Origin of the sequence: Thiomicrorhabdus sp. Milos-T2, from assembly GCF_000702325.1 — a bacterium.
Taxonomy (GTDB): domain Bacteria; phylum Pseudomonadota; class Gammaproteobacteria; order Thiomicrospirales; family Thiomicrospiraceae; genus Thiomicrorhabdus.
The window spans coordinates 1,123,939-1,137,941 of the sequence record NZ_KL370891.1 but is presented as its reverse complement, the minus strand read 5'-3'; the positions used below and the strand labels follow the sequence as shown (position 1 = coordinate 1,137,941).

The 14,003-nt window shown below is 38.0% G+C and carries 12 protein-coding genes; 5 read left to right on the top strand and 7 right to left on the bottom strand.

The annotated features are described in order from the left end of the window. Positions 1-135: 135 nt before the first annotated feature. Positions 136-2,088, bottom strand: coding sequence for an acetate--CoA ligase (gene acs, locus BS34_RS0105085; protein WP_029407461.1), 1,953 nt, complete (start codon positions 2,086-2,088; stop codon positions 136-138). A gap of 391 nt (positions 2,089-2,479) precedes the next feature. Between acs and BS34_RS0105075 the strand changes: the two genes are divergently transcribed. Then, on the top strand, positions 2,480-3,145 hold the full coding sequence (locus BS34_RS0105075; protein ID WP_029407460.1) for a nitroreductase: 666 nt from the start codon (positions 2,480-2,482) through the stop codon (positions 3,143-3,145). A 442-nt stretch (positions 3,146-3,587) separates the two neighbouring features. Here BS34_RS0105075 and BS34_RS0105070 read toward each other — a convergent pair whose 3' ends face one another. The 3 genes from BS34_RS0105070 to dnaE are packed head-to-tail and all read right to left on the bottom strand — an operon-like array spanning position 3,588 to position 8,472. Then, positions 3,588-3,974 (bottom strand): hypothetical protein, encoded by a 387-nt coding sequence (locus tag BS34_RS0105070; RefSeq protein WP_029407459.1) that lies wholly within the window; start codon positions 3,972-3,974, stop codon positions 3,588-3,590. Then, entirely contained in the window at positions 3,975-4,949 is a 975-nt protein-coding gene (locus BS34_RS0105065; protein ID WP_029407458.1) for a hypothetical protein, read from the bottom strand. It lies immediately after the preceding gene. 40 nt (positions 4,950-4,989) lie between these two features. Next, entirely contained in the window at positions 4,990-8,472 is a 3,483-nt protein-coding gene (dnaE, locus tag BS34_RS0105060; protein ID WP_029407457.1) for a DNA polymerase III subunit alpha, read from the bottom strand. A 244-nt stretch (positions 8,473-8,716) separates the two neighbouring features. Between dnaE and aat the strand changes: the two genes are divergently transcribed. The 4 genes from aat (at position 8,717) to BS34_RS0105040 (ending at position 11,050) form a co-directional block, all read left to right on the top strand. After that, the gene (aat, locus tag BS34_RS0105055; RefSeq protein ID WP_029407456.1) at positions 8,717-9,487 is read left to right on the top strand and encodes a leucyl/phenylalanyl-tRNA--protein transferase; all 771 of its coding nucleotides are present in this window, start codon (positions 8,717-8,719) and stop codon (positions 9,485-9,487) included. A gap of 304 nt (positions 9,488-9,791) precedes the next feature. After that, a complete protein-coding gene (infA, locus tag BS34_RS0105050) occupies positions 9,792-10,010 on the top strand; it encodes a translation initiation factor IF-1 (RefSeq protein WP_029407455.1) in 219 nt (72 codons plus the stop codon). 338 nt (positions 10,011-10,348) lie between these two features. Further along, positions 10,349-10,588: a hypothetical protein gene (locus BS34_RS0105045; RefSeq protein ID WP_029407454.1), complete on the top strand. Its 240-nt coding sequence runs from the start codon at positions 10,349-10,351 to the stop codon at positions 10,586-10,588. A 45-nt stretch (positions 10,589-10,633) separates the two neighbouring features. Continuing rightward, a complete protein-coding gene (locus tag BS34_RS0105040) occupies positions 10,634-11,050 on the top strand; it encodes a DUF6515 family protein (RefSeq protein WP_106379964.1) in 417 nt (138 codons plus the stop codon). A gap of 373 nt (positions 11,051-11,423) precedes the next feature. Here the strand turns inward: BS34_RS0105040 and BS34_RS0105035 are convergent, their stop codons facing one another. From BS34_RS0105035 to BS34_RS0105020, 3 genes are all read right to left on the bottom strand, one after another. Next, positions 11,424-12,092, bottom strand: a complete 669-nt coding sequence (locus BS34_RS0105035) for a transposase (RefSeq protein WP_029407452.1) — start codon at positions 12,090-12,092, stop codon at positions 11,424-11,426. Positions 12,093-12,201: 109 nt separating this feature from the next. After that, on the bottom strand, positions 12,202-12,942 hold the full coding sequence (locus BS34_RS0105025; RefSeq protein WP_029407451.1) for a hypothetical protein: 741 nt from the start codon (positions 12,940-12,942) through the stop codon (positions 12,202-12,204). A gap of 77 nt (positions 12,943-13,019) precedes the next feature. Then, positions 13,020-13,793, bottom strand: coding sequence for an HlyD family type I secretion periplasmic adaptor subunit (locus BS34_RS0105020; protein WP_158660977.1), 774 nt, complete (start codon positions 13,791-13,793; stop codon positions 13,020-13,022). Positions 13,794-14,003: the final 210 nt, after the last annotated feature.

Sequence of the window (14,003 nt, the reverse complement as noted above, 5' to 3'; positions counted from 1 at the left end):
AAATCAACGATTTATGTAGCCAAAACCTAAAAGATATAAACTATCCCCATGAATTAAATGATAAAAAATAAAAAAACCGAAGTTACCAGGCCTGGTAGCTTCGGTTTTGATAAAGAAAAACTAAATTAAATTAATTTATTTTTGTTGCTGAAATTGCTCAAGAATTGAAGGATCTTCAAGTGTTGAAGTATCTTGTGTAATCTCTTCACCTTTAGCAATCGTTCTTAAAAGACGTCGCATAATTTTACCTGAACGCGTTTTAGGTAAGTTAGTTCCAAAACGAATATCATCAGGTTTGGCGATTGGACCAATCTCTTTTGCCACGTGTTCACGTAACTCAGCAACCAATGCCGTTCTTTCATCACCATTAGGGATATCCACATTTAATACTACAAAGGCAGAAACCGCTTCCCCTTTAATATCATGTGGACGGCCTACAATAGCGGCTTCAGCAACTTTTTCATGCGAAACTAAAGCGGATTCAATTTCCATTGTTCCCAAACGGTGACCAGAAACATTTAATACATCATCAACACGACCTAAAATCCAGAAGTAACCATCTTTATCTTGATATGCGCTGTCACCCACAACGTAATAAGGAACATCTTGTAATGGGAAATATGTACTCTTATAACGTTCCTCATCACCCCAAACATTGCGAATCATTGAAGGCCATGGCTTTTTAATAACAAGTAAGCCACCCTCTCCAAGACCAAGTTCATTACCTTCTTCATCTAAGATAGCCGCTTCAATACCTGGTAATGGTTTAGTACAAGAACCTGGTTTAAGTGGAGTGATTGGGAATGGAGCAATCATATGCGCCCCCGTTTCAGTTTGCCACCAAGTATCAATAATTGGACACTCTCCACGCCCAATCACTTCGTGATACCACATCCAAGCTTCAGGGTTAATTGGCTCACCAACAGTACCCAATAAACGTAACTTAGATAAGTCATATTTTTCAGGAAGATCTGCACCAAACTTCATTAACGCACGAATTGCGGTTGGCGCAGTATAGAAAACGGTCACACCATGGTCTTGACATACCTGCCAAAAACGACCTGCGTCAGGATAAGTTGGCACACCTTCAAACATAAGCATGGTTGCCCCAACCGATAATGGGCCATAAGCAACATAAGTATGCCCTGTAATCCAACCCACATCTGCAGTACACCAAAAGACATCGTTATCATTTAAGTCAAACATCCACTCATTTGTTAGATGCGCATTAAGTAAATACCCACCAGTGCTATGCTGAACGCCTTTTGGTGTGCCAGTAGAACCCGAAGTATAAAGTAAGAACAGTGGATGTTCTGCATTAACCGGAACTGGTTCATGATAGTTACTCATGCCTGCTTCAGCGTCCATCCAGTCAATATCTCGTCCTTCTTTCATTTCAACTTCGTCATCAGTACGGCGATAAACGATGACCTTCTTAACATGATCACAACCTTTTTCTAAAGCTGCATCAACCGCACCTTTTAACGGAATCGTTTTACCACCACGACGACTACCATTAGTGGTAATCACAAGTTTAGCATTGGCGTTTTCAATACGATCACGTAACGCTTCAGCAGAGAAACCACCAAACACAACTGAGTGAATAGCACCAATACGTGCACAAGCTTGCATTGCAATAACGGCTTGAGGAATCATTGGCATATAGATAATGACGCGATCACCCTTTTCTACACCTTGCGCAGTTAAAGTATTTGCAAAACGACAAACTTGGTCATGTAGTTCTTTATAGGTATAGGTTTGAACATCACCTAAATCACCTTCAAAAATAATAGCCGCTTTATCGCTTTTAGTTTCTAAATGACGATCAATACAGTTATAGGAGACATTAATTTCACCATCGGTAAACCATTCATAATGGGGTGCTTTTGAGTCATCTAAACCGACTGTAAATGGTTTTGACCATTCGAGTTTTTCTTTTGCTAAATCAGACCAAAAACCAACATGATCTTCGCTGGCTTTTTTATGCATTTCAGCTAATACCGCTTCAGTAATTGCAACACTGTTTTTAACCTTTTCAGTCGGTTCAAAAATACGTGTTTCAGTAAGAATAGACTCAATGTTTGACATAATATCTCCTGTTAAAAATAACAATCTATATGAGACCTTTGCACAAGTTAAGGATGTAAGAAAAAGTGAAAAAATTCTCTATATATAATCTAAAAAATTTAACCATTTTTACTTTTATCGACTCGTGCAAAGGTACCTATACAGCAAATTGGCAAAGATAACTCGATAATTAAGGCCTAAATAAAAACACCATAATACTGAGCTAAAATATTAGCCAAAGTTTACCACTCTAGGATAGAAATTAAATGGTTTAAATCAATTTAAAATAAAAAAAGCCTTTTGTAAAAGCCGATAAATAGATAAAAACAGCTATAATCCGCAATTTCTATAATAGAAAAATCCATAATCAAACACCAAAGCTCTAACACATCAATACATTTAAGAGGTTCTAATGAACGTTAGTCAAGCGATAAAACAGCGCCATTCAACTCGTGCATTTACCCAGCAAGCCGTCAATATAGAGGTGATTAAAAATTTGATTAATACCGCTAAGCACGCTCCTTCAGGAGTAAATATGCAACCTTGGCAAGTTGCAGTGGTACAAGGCAAAACTAAGCAAACACTCTCAGAAGGCATGATTAACGCATTTAGAAATAAAAACACGGAATCAATGGATTATCACTACTATCCTACAGAGTGGGTTCAGCCATATAAAAGCCGCAGAGTTGAAACTGGAAAAAAACTGTATGAAGCTTTAGATATTCAAAGAGAAGACAAAGAAAAACGTTTAGCGCAGTGGGAAGCCAATTATCGAGCTTTTGATGCACCCATTATGCTGTTATTTTTTATTGACGAGAGTTTAGAAACTGGCTCTTATTTAGACTACGGCATGTTTTTACAAAATATTATGCTTTTAGCTGAAGAAGCCGGTCTAGCAACCTGCCCTCAAGGAGCGCTGGGCGAGTTTCCGACATTAATTAAAGAAACCTTAAAAATAGACAAAAACAAAAAATTAATTGGTGGCATGGCCATAGGATATAAAGATACTAACCACCCCGTAAACCAATACAGAACCACTAGAATTGAATTAGACGAATTCTGCTCTTTTTATGACTAAAAAAGACCTTTGCTCAAGAGTATCTACGAATAAAAATTGTTAAATCTTTAATTGAAAAAAATTGAACTTAATCCGACAGGACAACAATCAATTCATAACCTGACTTGATAAACAATCATTATGAAATTTGAGTTATTTACCGCTTTTGTTATGCTTAATATTGAAGCTTGGGCAAACGCCTTAAGTCCCCTTGTAATAAATGGTGCAAGGTTCTTAGTGTAGTGAACGGTAAAAAAACGCTGCTGTTTGAGCGCAGCGAGTTCAGCGTTTTCAGTTCACAAGCTTAGAACTTGCCCATTTATGGAGTGGGGTTTGTTTTTTGGTTACTTTTTGCCAAACTGCAAAAAGTAACGGGAAGCCTGAGTGACCAAATTTAAGGCAAAGGTTTAAATTTAAAAAGGCTTCTCAATCTCTACAATGTGAAGTGACCCCCTCTTAAATATTAAACCTTACGGCTCAACTTAATTAATTTACTGTACCAAGAAGCCAATACATGAGCATGCTCTTCTAAGTACGCCAACACCTCATCGGGTTTGGCGTCTTCTTTCTCTAAAGTCACTTGTACTAAATAACGTAATTGCTTAAAGTCCTCTGCACTTAGGTGTTTGCCCAAAGTAAACGCAGAGAGCTGCGTTAAGATAGAAGTATTTAAAACAACTTGCCACTGTTTAGTATTGAATGAATACTTACTTTTATAGTGGTTATCAATTTCTTTAAAACGCATTTCAACTAAATGCTCTAACCCCTCTCTTAAATAAACTTCTGCCGTCACTTCTCTTAAAGAGAATGGTAACTCATTCATAAAATAGGGTTCTACAATAACGGCCATTTATGCTCCCTCAAGACTTAATAAGAATTGATGATTAATACAATGATTTGCCGTTTTATCAATTTGTAAACGTTCAATTTCAAGTTCTAAAAATTTCTGATCCTGCTGATCAGGAAACTCAAAATAAAAAGCATTTAACTCAAGCATTTCCGTAGAGTTACTTTCCGCCCTAGCAAACTGAGTTTTAACCTTTATTGTTCTAGCTTGCTCGGCAAAATAAATATAAGAGGTTAAAGGTCTGCCTGGTAAAAACCGCTTAGGAAACATGGTCGAAAAACCACCTGCACTAATGGTCACATCACGTTCTTTCCATGCCTCGGGATGCTCTCTTAAGTAATAATCTGAATTCATTTCCTGAAATATATCACAGTAAGTACTCACCAATTCACTCATAAAATAAATTGCCTGTACAAGGGGAATTTTTTGAAAAGAGGGTTGGGTAAATCTTTGTGTCATGCCATCAATTTTAAAATCAGGCTGTGAAATATCAAAACTGTGATATTGATTTGAACTCGATTTGTGCAGGGATAGAAGTAGTAAACGAAAAAAATGCGTTAGCTTTTTTTCTATTTCGTAGAAATATTGAAACGTTTTTGGTGCCGGCTCTTCAAGAGAAGCAATTCTGCCTACTGACTTCAAATTTAACATTATCTGCTGTGTCATTTGCTCATCTAAAAGTGGATTATGCCCTTTGGAGATGGATTTAACGACTTCACCCAATAATTGTGCGGCATCCACAACCTGCAAAAAAACCGGTTCAAGAATCTCTTTTTGTTCTTGAATATGATTAACCCATGATAAAAGTTGCTTTTGATTACGAGCTATTTTCTTTTGAACGGTATTAGGAAAGTAATCAATCCCTAAAGCAAACAACTCTTTGTCCTTAATGGGATCAGCAGGCGTCACAAATAACTTAACCGCCATATCCATTCGACGGAAACGTCTAAAGTTATTTTTTTCAAACCAAAAAGCCACTTATAAACCTCTCATTTCATATAACCACTTATATAAACATCTATATAACCACTTCTGGGAACCAACCCTGAGCATTTAACGCTTCTATCAAATCGTCATCCGGAAAAAACTGATTAGATACATGCGTTTTCATTTGTACGGTAGCTAAGTCATTAGTGTAATCAACCACCACTGGCAGTCCTTTTTCAGTTTGATAAGCACCTAACAACGTTTGTAACTGGCTAACCTTTTCAATCATTATGGGTTTTTCACTGGCGTTCACCCTAAGCTTAATGGCCCTTGCCTTTTCAACACGAGCTTCAGCCAAACTTACCACAATTTCAGCATCTAACTTAATACCACCATTAAACGTATCTTCTGCGACTTCACCTTGCACCATAACCACCATATCAGGTTTTATCGTCTCTCTAATCGCTTCAAAAACAGTTGGGCGCATAACCACTTCTAAACGCGCTGTTTTATCATCTAATGAAATAAAGCCCATACGTTGTCCATTTCGTGTCACTTTACTTCGTAGTTCAACAACCAGGCCTGCTGCGGATACTTTTTTCCATTTTTCAGGGCGCAAACTAGACAAACGATTAGGTACTAAACGTTTTAATTCCTCTTGGTACATATCAATAGGGTGACCAGTCATATAAAGACCTAAAGTCTCTTTTTCACCGGCTAACCTTTGTTTTTCTGGCAGCTCAGGCACCTCAAGTAACTGAGATTCTCCTGATTCTTCTACAGAAAGCATGTCACCAAACAAGTCATTTTGACCCACTTCATCATTTTTATGTTGCTGCTCAGCCTGTTTAAGAGCCATAGGTACACTTTGCAACATAGCATTTCGATTATCGTGCAACTCATCAAAAGCCCCCGAGCGAATCAGTGCTTCTATGACACGTTTATTGGCTTTTTTACCCGCACGTAAACAAAAATCAAATAAATCTTTGTATTTACCCGTGGCCTCACGCTCAGAAATCACGCCCTCCAGTGCAGCCTCTCCCACACCTTTAATCCCCCCTAAACCATAATTAACGGTTCTTTCGCCGTAGGGTTTAAAGAGAACTTGTCCTGTATTAATATTTGGTGGTAAAACGGTTAAGCCCATTGCATAACATTCGTTTACCATATGAACCACTTTTTCCGTGTTATCCATATCAGATGAAATCTGAGCCGCCATAAATTCAGCCGGATAATGGGTTTTTAACCATGCAGACTGATAAGAAACTAGAGCATAAGCGGCAGAGTGAGATTTGTTAAAACCATAACCGGCAAACTTTTCTACCAAGTCAAAGATTTTCATGGCTAACTCGCCATCAACACCAATACTTTCTGCACCATCCTTAAATACAGAACGCTGTTTTGCCATCTCTTCAGGTTTTTTCTTACCCATTGCACGACGCAGCATATCCGCACCACCCAGCGTATAACCCGCTAAGATTTGTGCAATCTGCATAACTTGCTCTTGGTACAAAATAACACCGTATGTTGGCGCTAAGGTCTCTTTTAAAGATTCATGCTGCCATTGCGCATCCGGGTAAGAGACTTTTTCTTTACCGTGTTTACGTGCGATAAAGTTATCAACCATTCCAGACTCTAACGGGCCCGGGCGAAACAACGCGACCAAAGCGATAATGTCTTCAAAACAGTCTGGTCTAAGCCTAACAATCAAACTTTGCATTCCGCTCGATTCAAGCTGAAACACCCCAGTTGTTTTACCGGTTTTAATCAAGTCAAAGGTAGGTTCATCTTGTAAAGGGATGCGCGCAATATCAACAAAACCTTCATCACCTGGTTTTTTATTCTCATTAATAGACTGTAACGCCCAATCAATAATCGTTAGGGTTCTTAATCCCAAGAAATCGAATTTAACCAGGCCTGCTGTTTCTACATCATTTTTATCTAACTGAGTAACCACACTCGTTCCATCTGGTTCACAAAGAACCGGACAAAAATGGTCTAGTGGTTTGGGACCAATAACAACACCACCCGCGTGTTTACCTGTATTACGTACCGTACCTTCTAACTTAAGAGCCAATTTTAGAAGTTGGCGTGCATCGTCATCATTGTCATATTTATTTTGAAGTTCTTCTTCTTTTTCAAGCGCTTCTGCAAGCTTAATGCCAAGCTCATTAGGGATTAATTTAGCAATACCATCAACCACCCCATAACCTAAACCTAATACACGCCCCACATCGCGCACTACTGCTTTAGCAGCCATGGTTCCGTAAGTAACAATCTGAGACACATGGTCACGACCATAATGCTGCGCAACGTAATCAATTACCTCATCTCGTCGATCCATACAGAAGTCGACATCAAAATCGGGCATAGAAACACGCTCAGGGTTTAAGAAACGCTCAAACAGTAAATCGTATTGAATGGGATCTAAATCGGTAATTTTAAGTGAATATGCCACCAACGAACCCGCACCAGAACCACGCCCAGGCCCTACAGGAATAGCCTGATTTTTACCCCATTGAATGAAATCGGCAACAATTAAGAAATACCCCGGAAACCCCATTTGCAAAATAATATCTAACTCAAACTTAATTCGGGCGTAATACTCTTTATGTTTCTCTTCAAATTCTTCTTTAGACAAGTGACCAAACAAAAAGGCTAAACGCTCATCTAATCCCTTATGACTCTCTTCAATAAAGAACTCATCCATCGTCATCCCTTCAGGTACAGGGAAGTCAGGCAAAAAATAAGTACCTAAAGTTAGGTCTAAAGAACAACGTTTGGCAATTTCAACCGTATTTTCAATGGCCTCAGGAATATCGACAAACAGTTCAACCATCTCTTGTGATGTTTTAAAGTACTGTTCTTCAGAGTAATTTTTTGGGCGGTTTTGATCATCTAAAATATAACCATCATGAATACAAGTACGAACTTCGTGCGCTTCAAAATCTTCTGGCTTGGCAAAACGCACATCATTGGTCGCAACTACAGGCGTCTCGTAACGAATGGCAACGTCTATCGCTTGGGCAATATAACGCTCTTCATTATCACGCCCTGTTCTAACCAACTCTATATAAAATCGATTCTCAAAATAGGTCTGCCACCACTTCATTCTACTGGCAACCAAATTTGGTTTTCCGGCTAATAAGGCCTGTCCAATATCTCCTTTTCGGCCACCTGAAAGAACGATTAGGCCATCATTAAACTCCGCTAACCACTCACGTTTAATCAACGCCAACATATCGTTTTTATAGAGTTTTTGATTATGCAGATAACTTTGAGAAATAATATGTGATAAATTCAGATAACCTTGAGGGTTCTGACAGAGTAAAACGACATTAAAGACCTTACCCTGCTCATCTTCAATATAAACATCCGCACCAATAATTGGTTTAATACCCGCACCATTAGCAGCGTTATAAAACTTAACTAAGGCAAATAGATTATTTTGGTCGGTTAACGCCATTGCCGGCTGTTCACAACCTTGAGTTAACGTGATTAAGGGCTTAATCCCTAAAGTACTATCAACAACAGAATATTCGGAATGGACATGCAGGTGAACAAATTGGGTCATAAATGGAATTCAATTCTTAGCTTTCAATTGCAAAGCTCTCTAATCGCTTCAAACAATATCAAAAAGGGTTAATGGTGTAATTGTGATATTCTATCTTATCTTTAGAATCGACTGAGATTAAGTTAAATAGTTTTTTATAAACTAAAATTCTTAGCACCATTAAAATGTATTCACCTTAAATTCACTGAATTGCACAAAATTTGCTTACTTAAAGAATACAAAATAAAAAACAGTACAGAAAACCATGATAAATCCACCAAATCTTGTTCCATTTTGGCTTGAATCCAAACCTGTTAACTTTCCGCCTAGCGAGCTGGCTATGCAAGACCCAGATGGGTTATTAGCCGTTGGCGGTGCTTTAACACCAGAATGGCTTTTAATGGCTTACAGCAAAGGAATTTTCCCGTGGTTTAACCCAGGTGAACCTATTCTATGGTGGACACCTAATCCACGCAGCGTACTATTTATTAACCACCTTAAGATTCACCGCAGTCTAAAAAAGACCATTCATAAATACCTAAGAGAAAACCGTCTTAAAGTCACCCTAGACAAAGACTTTGCTGAGGTGATGCAAGCCTGTGCAGAAATTCGAAGAAACGATCAAGATGGAACCTGGATTAGTGAAGAAATGCTTCAAGCCTATAATACATTACACAATATGGGTCATGCACACTCCGTAGAGGTTTGGATTGATAACCAACTAGTTGGCGGGCTTTATGGTGTCGCCATTGGCAAAATGTTTTATGGAGAATCCATGTTTGCCAAACAAACAGATGCCTCAAAAATAGGACTTGTAGCCCTAACATTACAACTTAAACAATGGGGCTTTCATTTAATAGATACTCAGGTTGAAACACCGCACTTAAATAGCCTAGGTGCAGAACTTATTAGCCGAGATAAATTTGAAAACTTAATTACCCAAGCAACCCATCAAACTTTCAAACCCAATAAATGGCAACTAGCACCTAATTGGTCTGAATGGATTAATCAACACATTCAAACCCAAGCCAAATAAACTCCATAGACCTTTGTACGAGTCTAAAAATGAAGGATAAAGTGACAAAATTCTCAAGATTTAATCTAAAAAACTGCATCACAGCCAACTACTAACCTGTTTTATAGACTAAAGATAGAAAATTTTCGCCTTTATCCTTCACTCATCTACTCTCACAACTACTCTCACAATCCCCTGCAAAAAACGCTTTTAACACTATTCATAAGGATAAATCAGTAAATAACGGTTAATTATTTGAAATAAAACAAATAAGTTTGTTATAATCCGCGCACAATTTTTTATAGAAAAGGTTTTAAATAAGAATATGGCTAAGCAAGACGTAATTGAGTTCGACGGTGTCGTTCTAGAAACTCTACCTAACACAATGTTTAAAGTAGAATTAGAAAACGGTCACCAAATTTTGGCACACATCTCAGGACGTATGCGTAAAAACTATATCCGAATTCTTGCAGGCGATGCTGTTAAAGTTGAACTAACCCCTTACGACCTAACTAAAGGACGTATTACTTACCGCGGTAAATAAACCCGGTAAGTTGAGAAATTAAAAACCTTTCTAAATAAAAAACCCCTTAGCGCAAATTGCTCTAAGGGGTTTTTTATTGCCCAATGTATATAGAGGTTGCGTTACTTAGTCTGCCATTAACGATTTAAGTTTTTAGTTCAACCTGTTCTACCAGGCCTGGTATGTCCTGTGGCTATCTGTATTTTGTTAGCTCTACTAATAGCAGAGGTGAGTTCAAAGTCTAAAATCAATAGAGTCTGGGTTTATTGGGGGAACTTCATAGCGTCCCCTTTTCATATAGCCTCTTGCAAACATAAACTCAATTTACCAGGCCTGGTAAATCATCTATTTTTATTTTAATGACAACACTCTCTATCACCGCCTGTGCTAGCGGCCCTAATCAACAAGGTGGTGGCAAAAAAGATGGCAAAGGAGCAAAACCTCCTGCTGAAGCATTTACCGCCTGTGAAAGTAAAAGTGCAGGACAAAGCTGTACGGTAACATCATCTCGCGGTGAAATGACAGGTACATGTAAAGCTCCGCCTCAAGGAGAAGGTGAATTAGCTTGCGTACCTGCAAACAATAGGCCACAAAGATAAAAGTCACAACTCAATATAGCAAATAGACATTGCAGGAGCACAATCGTGAAAACAATTATTATTCTAGGCCTAATGAGCAGTTTACTTTTATCATCTTGCGCTGCACCAAGAGGAGGCATGGGTGGCGGCGGTCATGGTGGTGGTGGCAATGCGGACGGCCTAATTCTTTTAGGTGCAGGTGTTGTGATTGGCAGCATCATTGCCACGCTTCCCAAAAAACATGCGCCTGCTGGCCCAGACCAATATTATTCTAATGGTGTGTTTTACCGCAACTCACCAAACGGCTACGAAGTTATTGCCGCACCAATAGGTGTTAGAGTAAATCAAATCCCCACAAACCATAGAGTGGTGCGTTATGAACACCGTATTTATTATAATGCCAGAGGTTCATGGTATATTTATGATCATCACTTGCAGCAATACCAGGTTGTTGCTCCACCAGAAAGAATGAACCCGCGTTAATAACAAATTTTCTTGGAGAAATAGGACAGTATTTTTAAAAAACACAACTTTTATTAATTTAAAATCAATAACTTATCAAAAAAAAATAAAGAATACTGTCCGGTTTTTACATTAATTGACAAGCATTATTTACATAAATGGCAGTTAAAAACACGCCTAATCTAATTACATCTGCCATTGTGCTATCCTCTCTAATCTCTAAATGCTACTTATCTAAAAAAATTTTATCTTTATTTCTTAAAACCAGCCGCTAAACCAACTGGTTACTTTCTCTTTAAGCTCACCCCATGAAAGTGGTTTTTGCTTTGACTCAGTTTGCTCTGGAAAAAGGGGACGTTATAAAGTTCCCCCAATAAACTAATAAAAGGGGACGCTACCCTTTTTTAGGCCTTCCAATTGGTTTATAACTCAAATCTCTTTTCGATTGTTGTTCCAAGTTTTCAATAAACTCGGCATTTCCACAAGGTAAACCTTTCTCTATATTACGTCTGATGATATCTATTGATTCTTTGGCATTATTTTCACCTAAATACTCATGCCACTGCTCTACCGTGCTGGGTGCATGGCTAGCGGGTATGGATGACAAAATTTCATTAGACTCTAATCCAAGATGTGCTCTCGCACTAGACCAAACATACTCTGATGCGTCCTTAACCATTCCAGCTCTTACTGGATTCTGCTCAACATAACGTATAGCAGAATAAGTATAAGCCTCATCCAAAGCGGATGAAAAATACCGACCTTGCCATAAATGACCTTTCCAACCCATCTTTTTATTAATGTATTGTGCATAACGCATATGTAAAGGCTTCAGTACTTGCTGCAAACCTTTTTCCGTTGAAGGCTTCAAGATAAGGTGGATATGATTGGTCATTAGGCAATAAGCCCAAACCTCAACTGCAAATTTTTTAGCGTATTCTTTTAACGTTTGTAAATAAAATTCACGGTCTTCATCATCAAAAAACACATCATCACGTCGATTACCACGCTGGGTAATATGATAAGGAATATTGGGTATAACAACTCGGGCTAATCTAGGCATGGTTAGAGAATAACATTTATTTCAGGGATAAAAAAGGGTAGCGTCCCATTTTTTTTAATATCTTCATTTGCTTTTACGGTATTGGTGCTCATGCCAACTATCCTTAATGTTATTTAATTCTCTTATAAAAATTTTTGTAGCCATATAGTTTGAACTTCAAGATTGCTGAAAATAGCGCTACAAATAAAAACAAAATAATATTCTGGTAAGAAACTCCCCATTGTTTGTATTCATTCAAGGCGTTTTTTATAGATATAATTTCTTTTGATTTATATCGCAGACTAACAACGTAAGGACCACTAAATAATGTTTCAAAATAGGCTACCTCAACGTTATGACCTTCAAGCATAGATAATTCTGAAGCAGCAAAATTCTTCGTAAAGATATTTGGGTCTGCTTTAAAAACTTGCTTGGCTCCACCCTCAAAAACGAGCTTAAACTTTGCAGTGTGTGTTGCTCCATTCTTTCTAGTAAATGATTTTTTAAATTCTTCAACTAGAGCTTGTTGAATTATGTACTCGCCATTAGATACGTTATTCAACTTAATATCTGATAACCCAGTTTCAATTAACATCAGAAAAGGAGATAATATAAAAATGGTTTGAAGAAAATTGAGAAACGCATAGCCAACTGGGACAGACTTTCGCCCCTCTTTTGTGTAAGCATTTCGACCCCAAAAATGCGGAGAAACAATCTTAATAGTTTTTCTAATACACACAACAAATCTAGAGCGTAGATAGGGACGATTCATTCTTATTTTTTTAAACTCGCTCCAATTCAGTTTTTTTCTAAAGGAAAAAGACAATAGAAAAGCAATAAAAACAATAACAAGTATGTGAAAAAAGTACATTGTCCTCTCCTAAAAACTTAGCACATCAATGCTTTCAGACTCGATTGATTTATGCTTTTTCGGCTCATTTATCATATTTACCTCTCCCTAATACTTTCATTCTGATAACGCAGTAAAGGCGTTAACAGATATTCAATAATACGTCTGGTGCCGGTTTTAACTTCTGCGGTGATTTGCATACCGGGGCTAAGTTTGACTTGTTGGTTATCGACATAGACTTGATTTTTTTCTATGTTTAAACGCATGGCGTAGACAAGGCCTAAATCTTCATTTTGTACGGCATCACTGGAGATATTATTAATTTTGGCGTGGATTACGCCGTATTTGGTGAAGTTAAAGGTGTCTATTTTGACTTCTACCGCTTGGCCTTCATGCACAAAACCTATATCCTTATTTAACAACATGGCTTCGACTTCTAGCTGTTGGTTTTTAGGCATAATGACCATAAGCTCTTGGGCGGGTGTGACCACGCCACCAATGGTATGGGTAGCAAGTTGTTGCACGGTACCGTCTATTGGGGCTTTAATCTCGTAAAGCGCTAGACGTTGTTGTGCTTTGATTTGTTCTTGTTGTAGGTTTTCGATTTGTTTATTGGCGTCCACCAATTGCTGTAACAGAGCTTGTTTGGTTTGGCTTTGTAGTGAGGCTTGCTGAGATTGAACTTGCCTTAACTGGGCTTTGATACTGTCAATTCTGAGCTTTTCTATATTGAGGTCTTGAGTTTGTTCGATTTGCGCTTGTTTGACTTGTAGCAACTGATCTTCTGAGATTAAAGAACGTTTATAGAGCTTTTCACTTGAATTTAAGCGTTTTTGGGTGATAGGTAATACAAAGCTTAGTTTGGTTTGCAAAGTGTTTGCGAAAACGACAGCATTCGCATGAGTGAAACGCTGCAAAAATAGATGAAGTGAAAAAATAAGAAACATAAACGCATATTAATGCAAAACACACTAACAAGTAACTATTTTTACTTATTTTTGTGCGTATTCAGTATTGGACATAGGCAATTTTGGATAATTAAATGTATTGAGACAGTTTTACCAGGCCTGGTAACCCCTGTG

Excerpts from the sequence above, each read along its gene's own strand:
- acs (WP_029407461.1), bottom strand. The coding sequence starts at position 2,088 with ATGTCAAACATTGAGTCTATTCTTACTGAAACACGTATTTTTGAACCG.
- BS34_RS0105075 (WP_029407460.1), top strand. The coding sequence starts at position 2,480 with ATGAACGTTAGTCAAGCGATAAAACAGCGCCATTCAACTCGTGCATTT.
- BS34_RS0105070 (WP_029407459.1), bottom strand. The coding sequence starts at position 3,974 with ATGGCCGTTATTGTAGAACCCTATTTTATGAATGAGTTACCATTCTCT.
- dnaE (WP_029407457.1), bottom strand. The coding sequence starts at position 8,472 with ATGACCCAATTTGTTCACCTGCATGTCCATTCCGAATATTCTGTTGTT.
- aat (WP_029407456.1), top strand. The coding sequence starts at position 8,717 with ATGATAAATCCACCAAATCTTGTTCCATTTTGGCTTGAATCCAAACCT.
- infA (WP_029407455.1), top strand. The coding sequence starts at position 9,792 with ATGGCTAAGCAAGACGTAATTGAGTTCGACGGTGTCGTTCTAGAAACT.
- BS34_RS0105045 (WP_029407454.1), top strand. The coding sequence starts at position 10,349 with ATGACAACACTCTCTATCACCGCCTGTGCTAGCGGCCCTAATCAACAA.
- BS34_RS0105035 (WP_029407452.1), bottom strand. The coding sequence starts at position 12,092 with ATGCCTAGATTAGCCCGAGTTGTTATACCCAATATTCCTTATCATATT.
- BS34_RS0105025 (WP_029407451.1), bottom strand. The coding sequence starts at position 12,942 with ATGTACTTTTTTCACATACTTGTTATTGTTTTTATTGCTTTTCTATTG.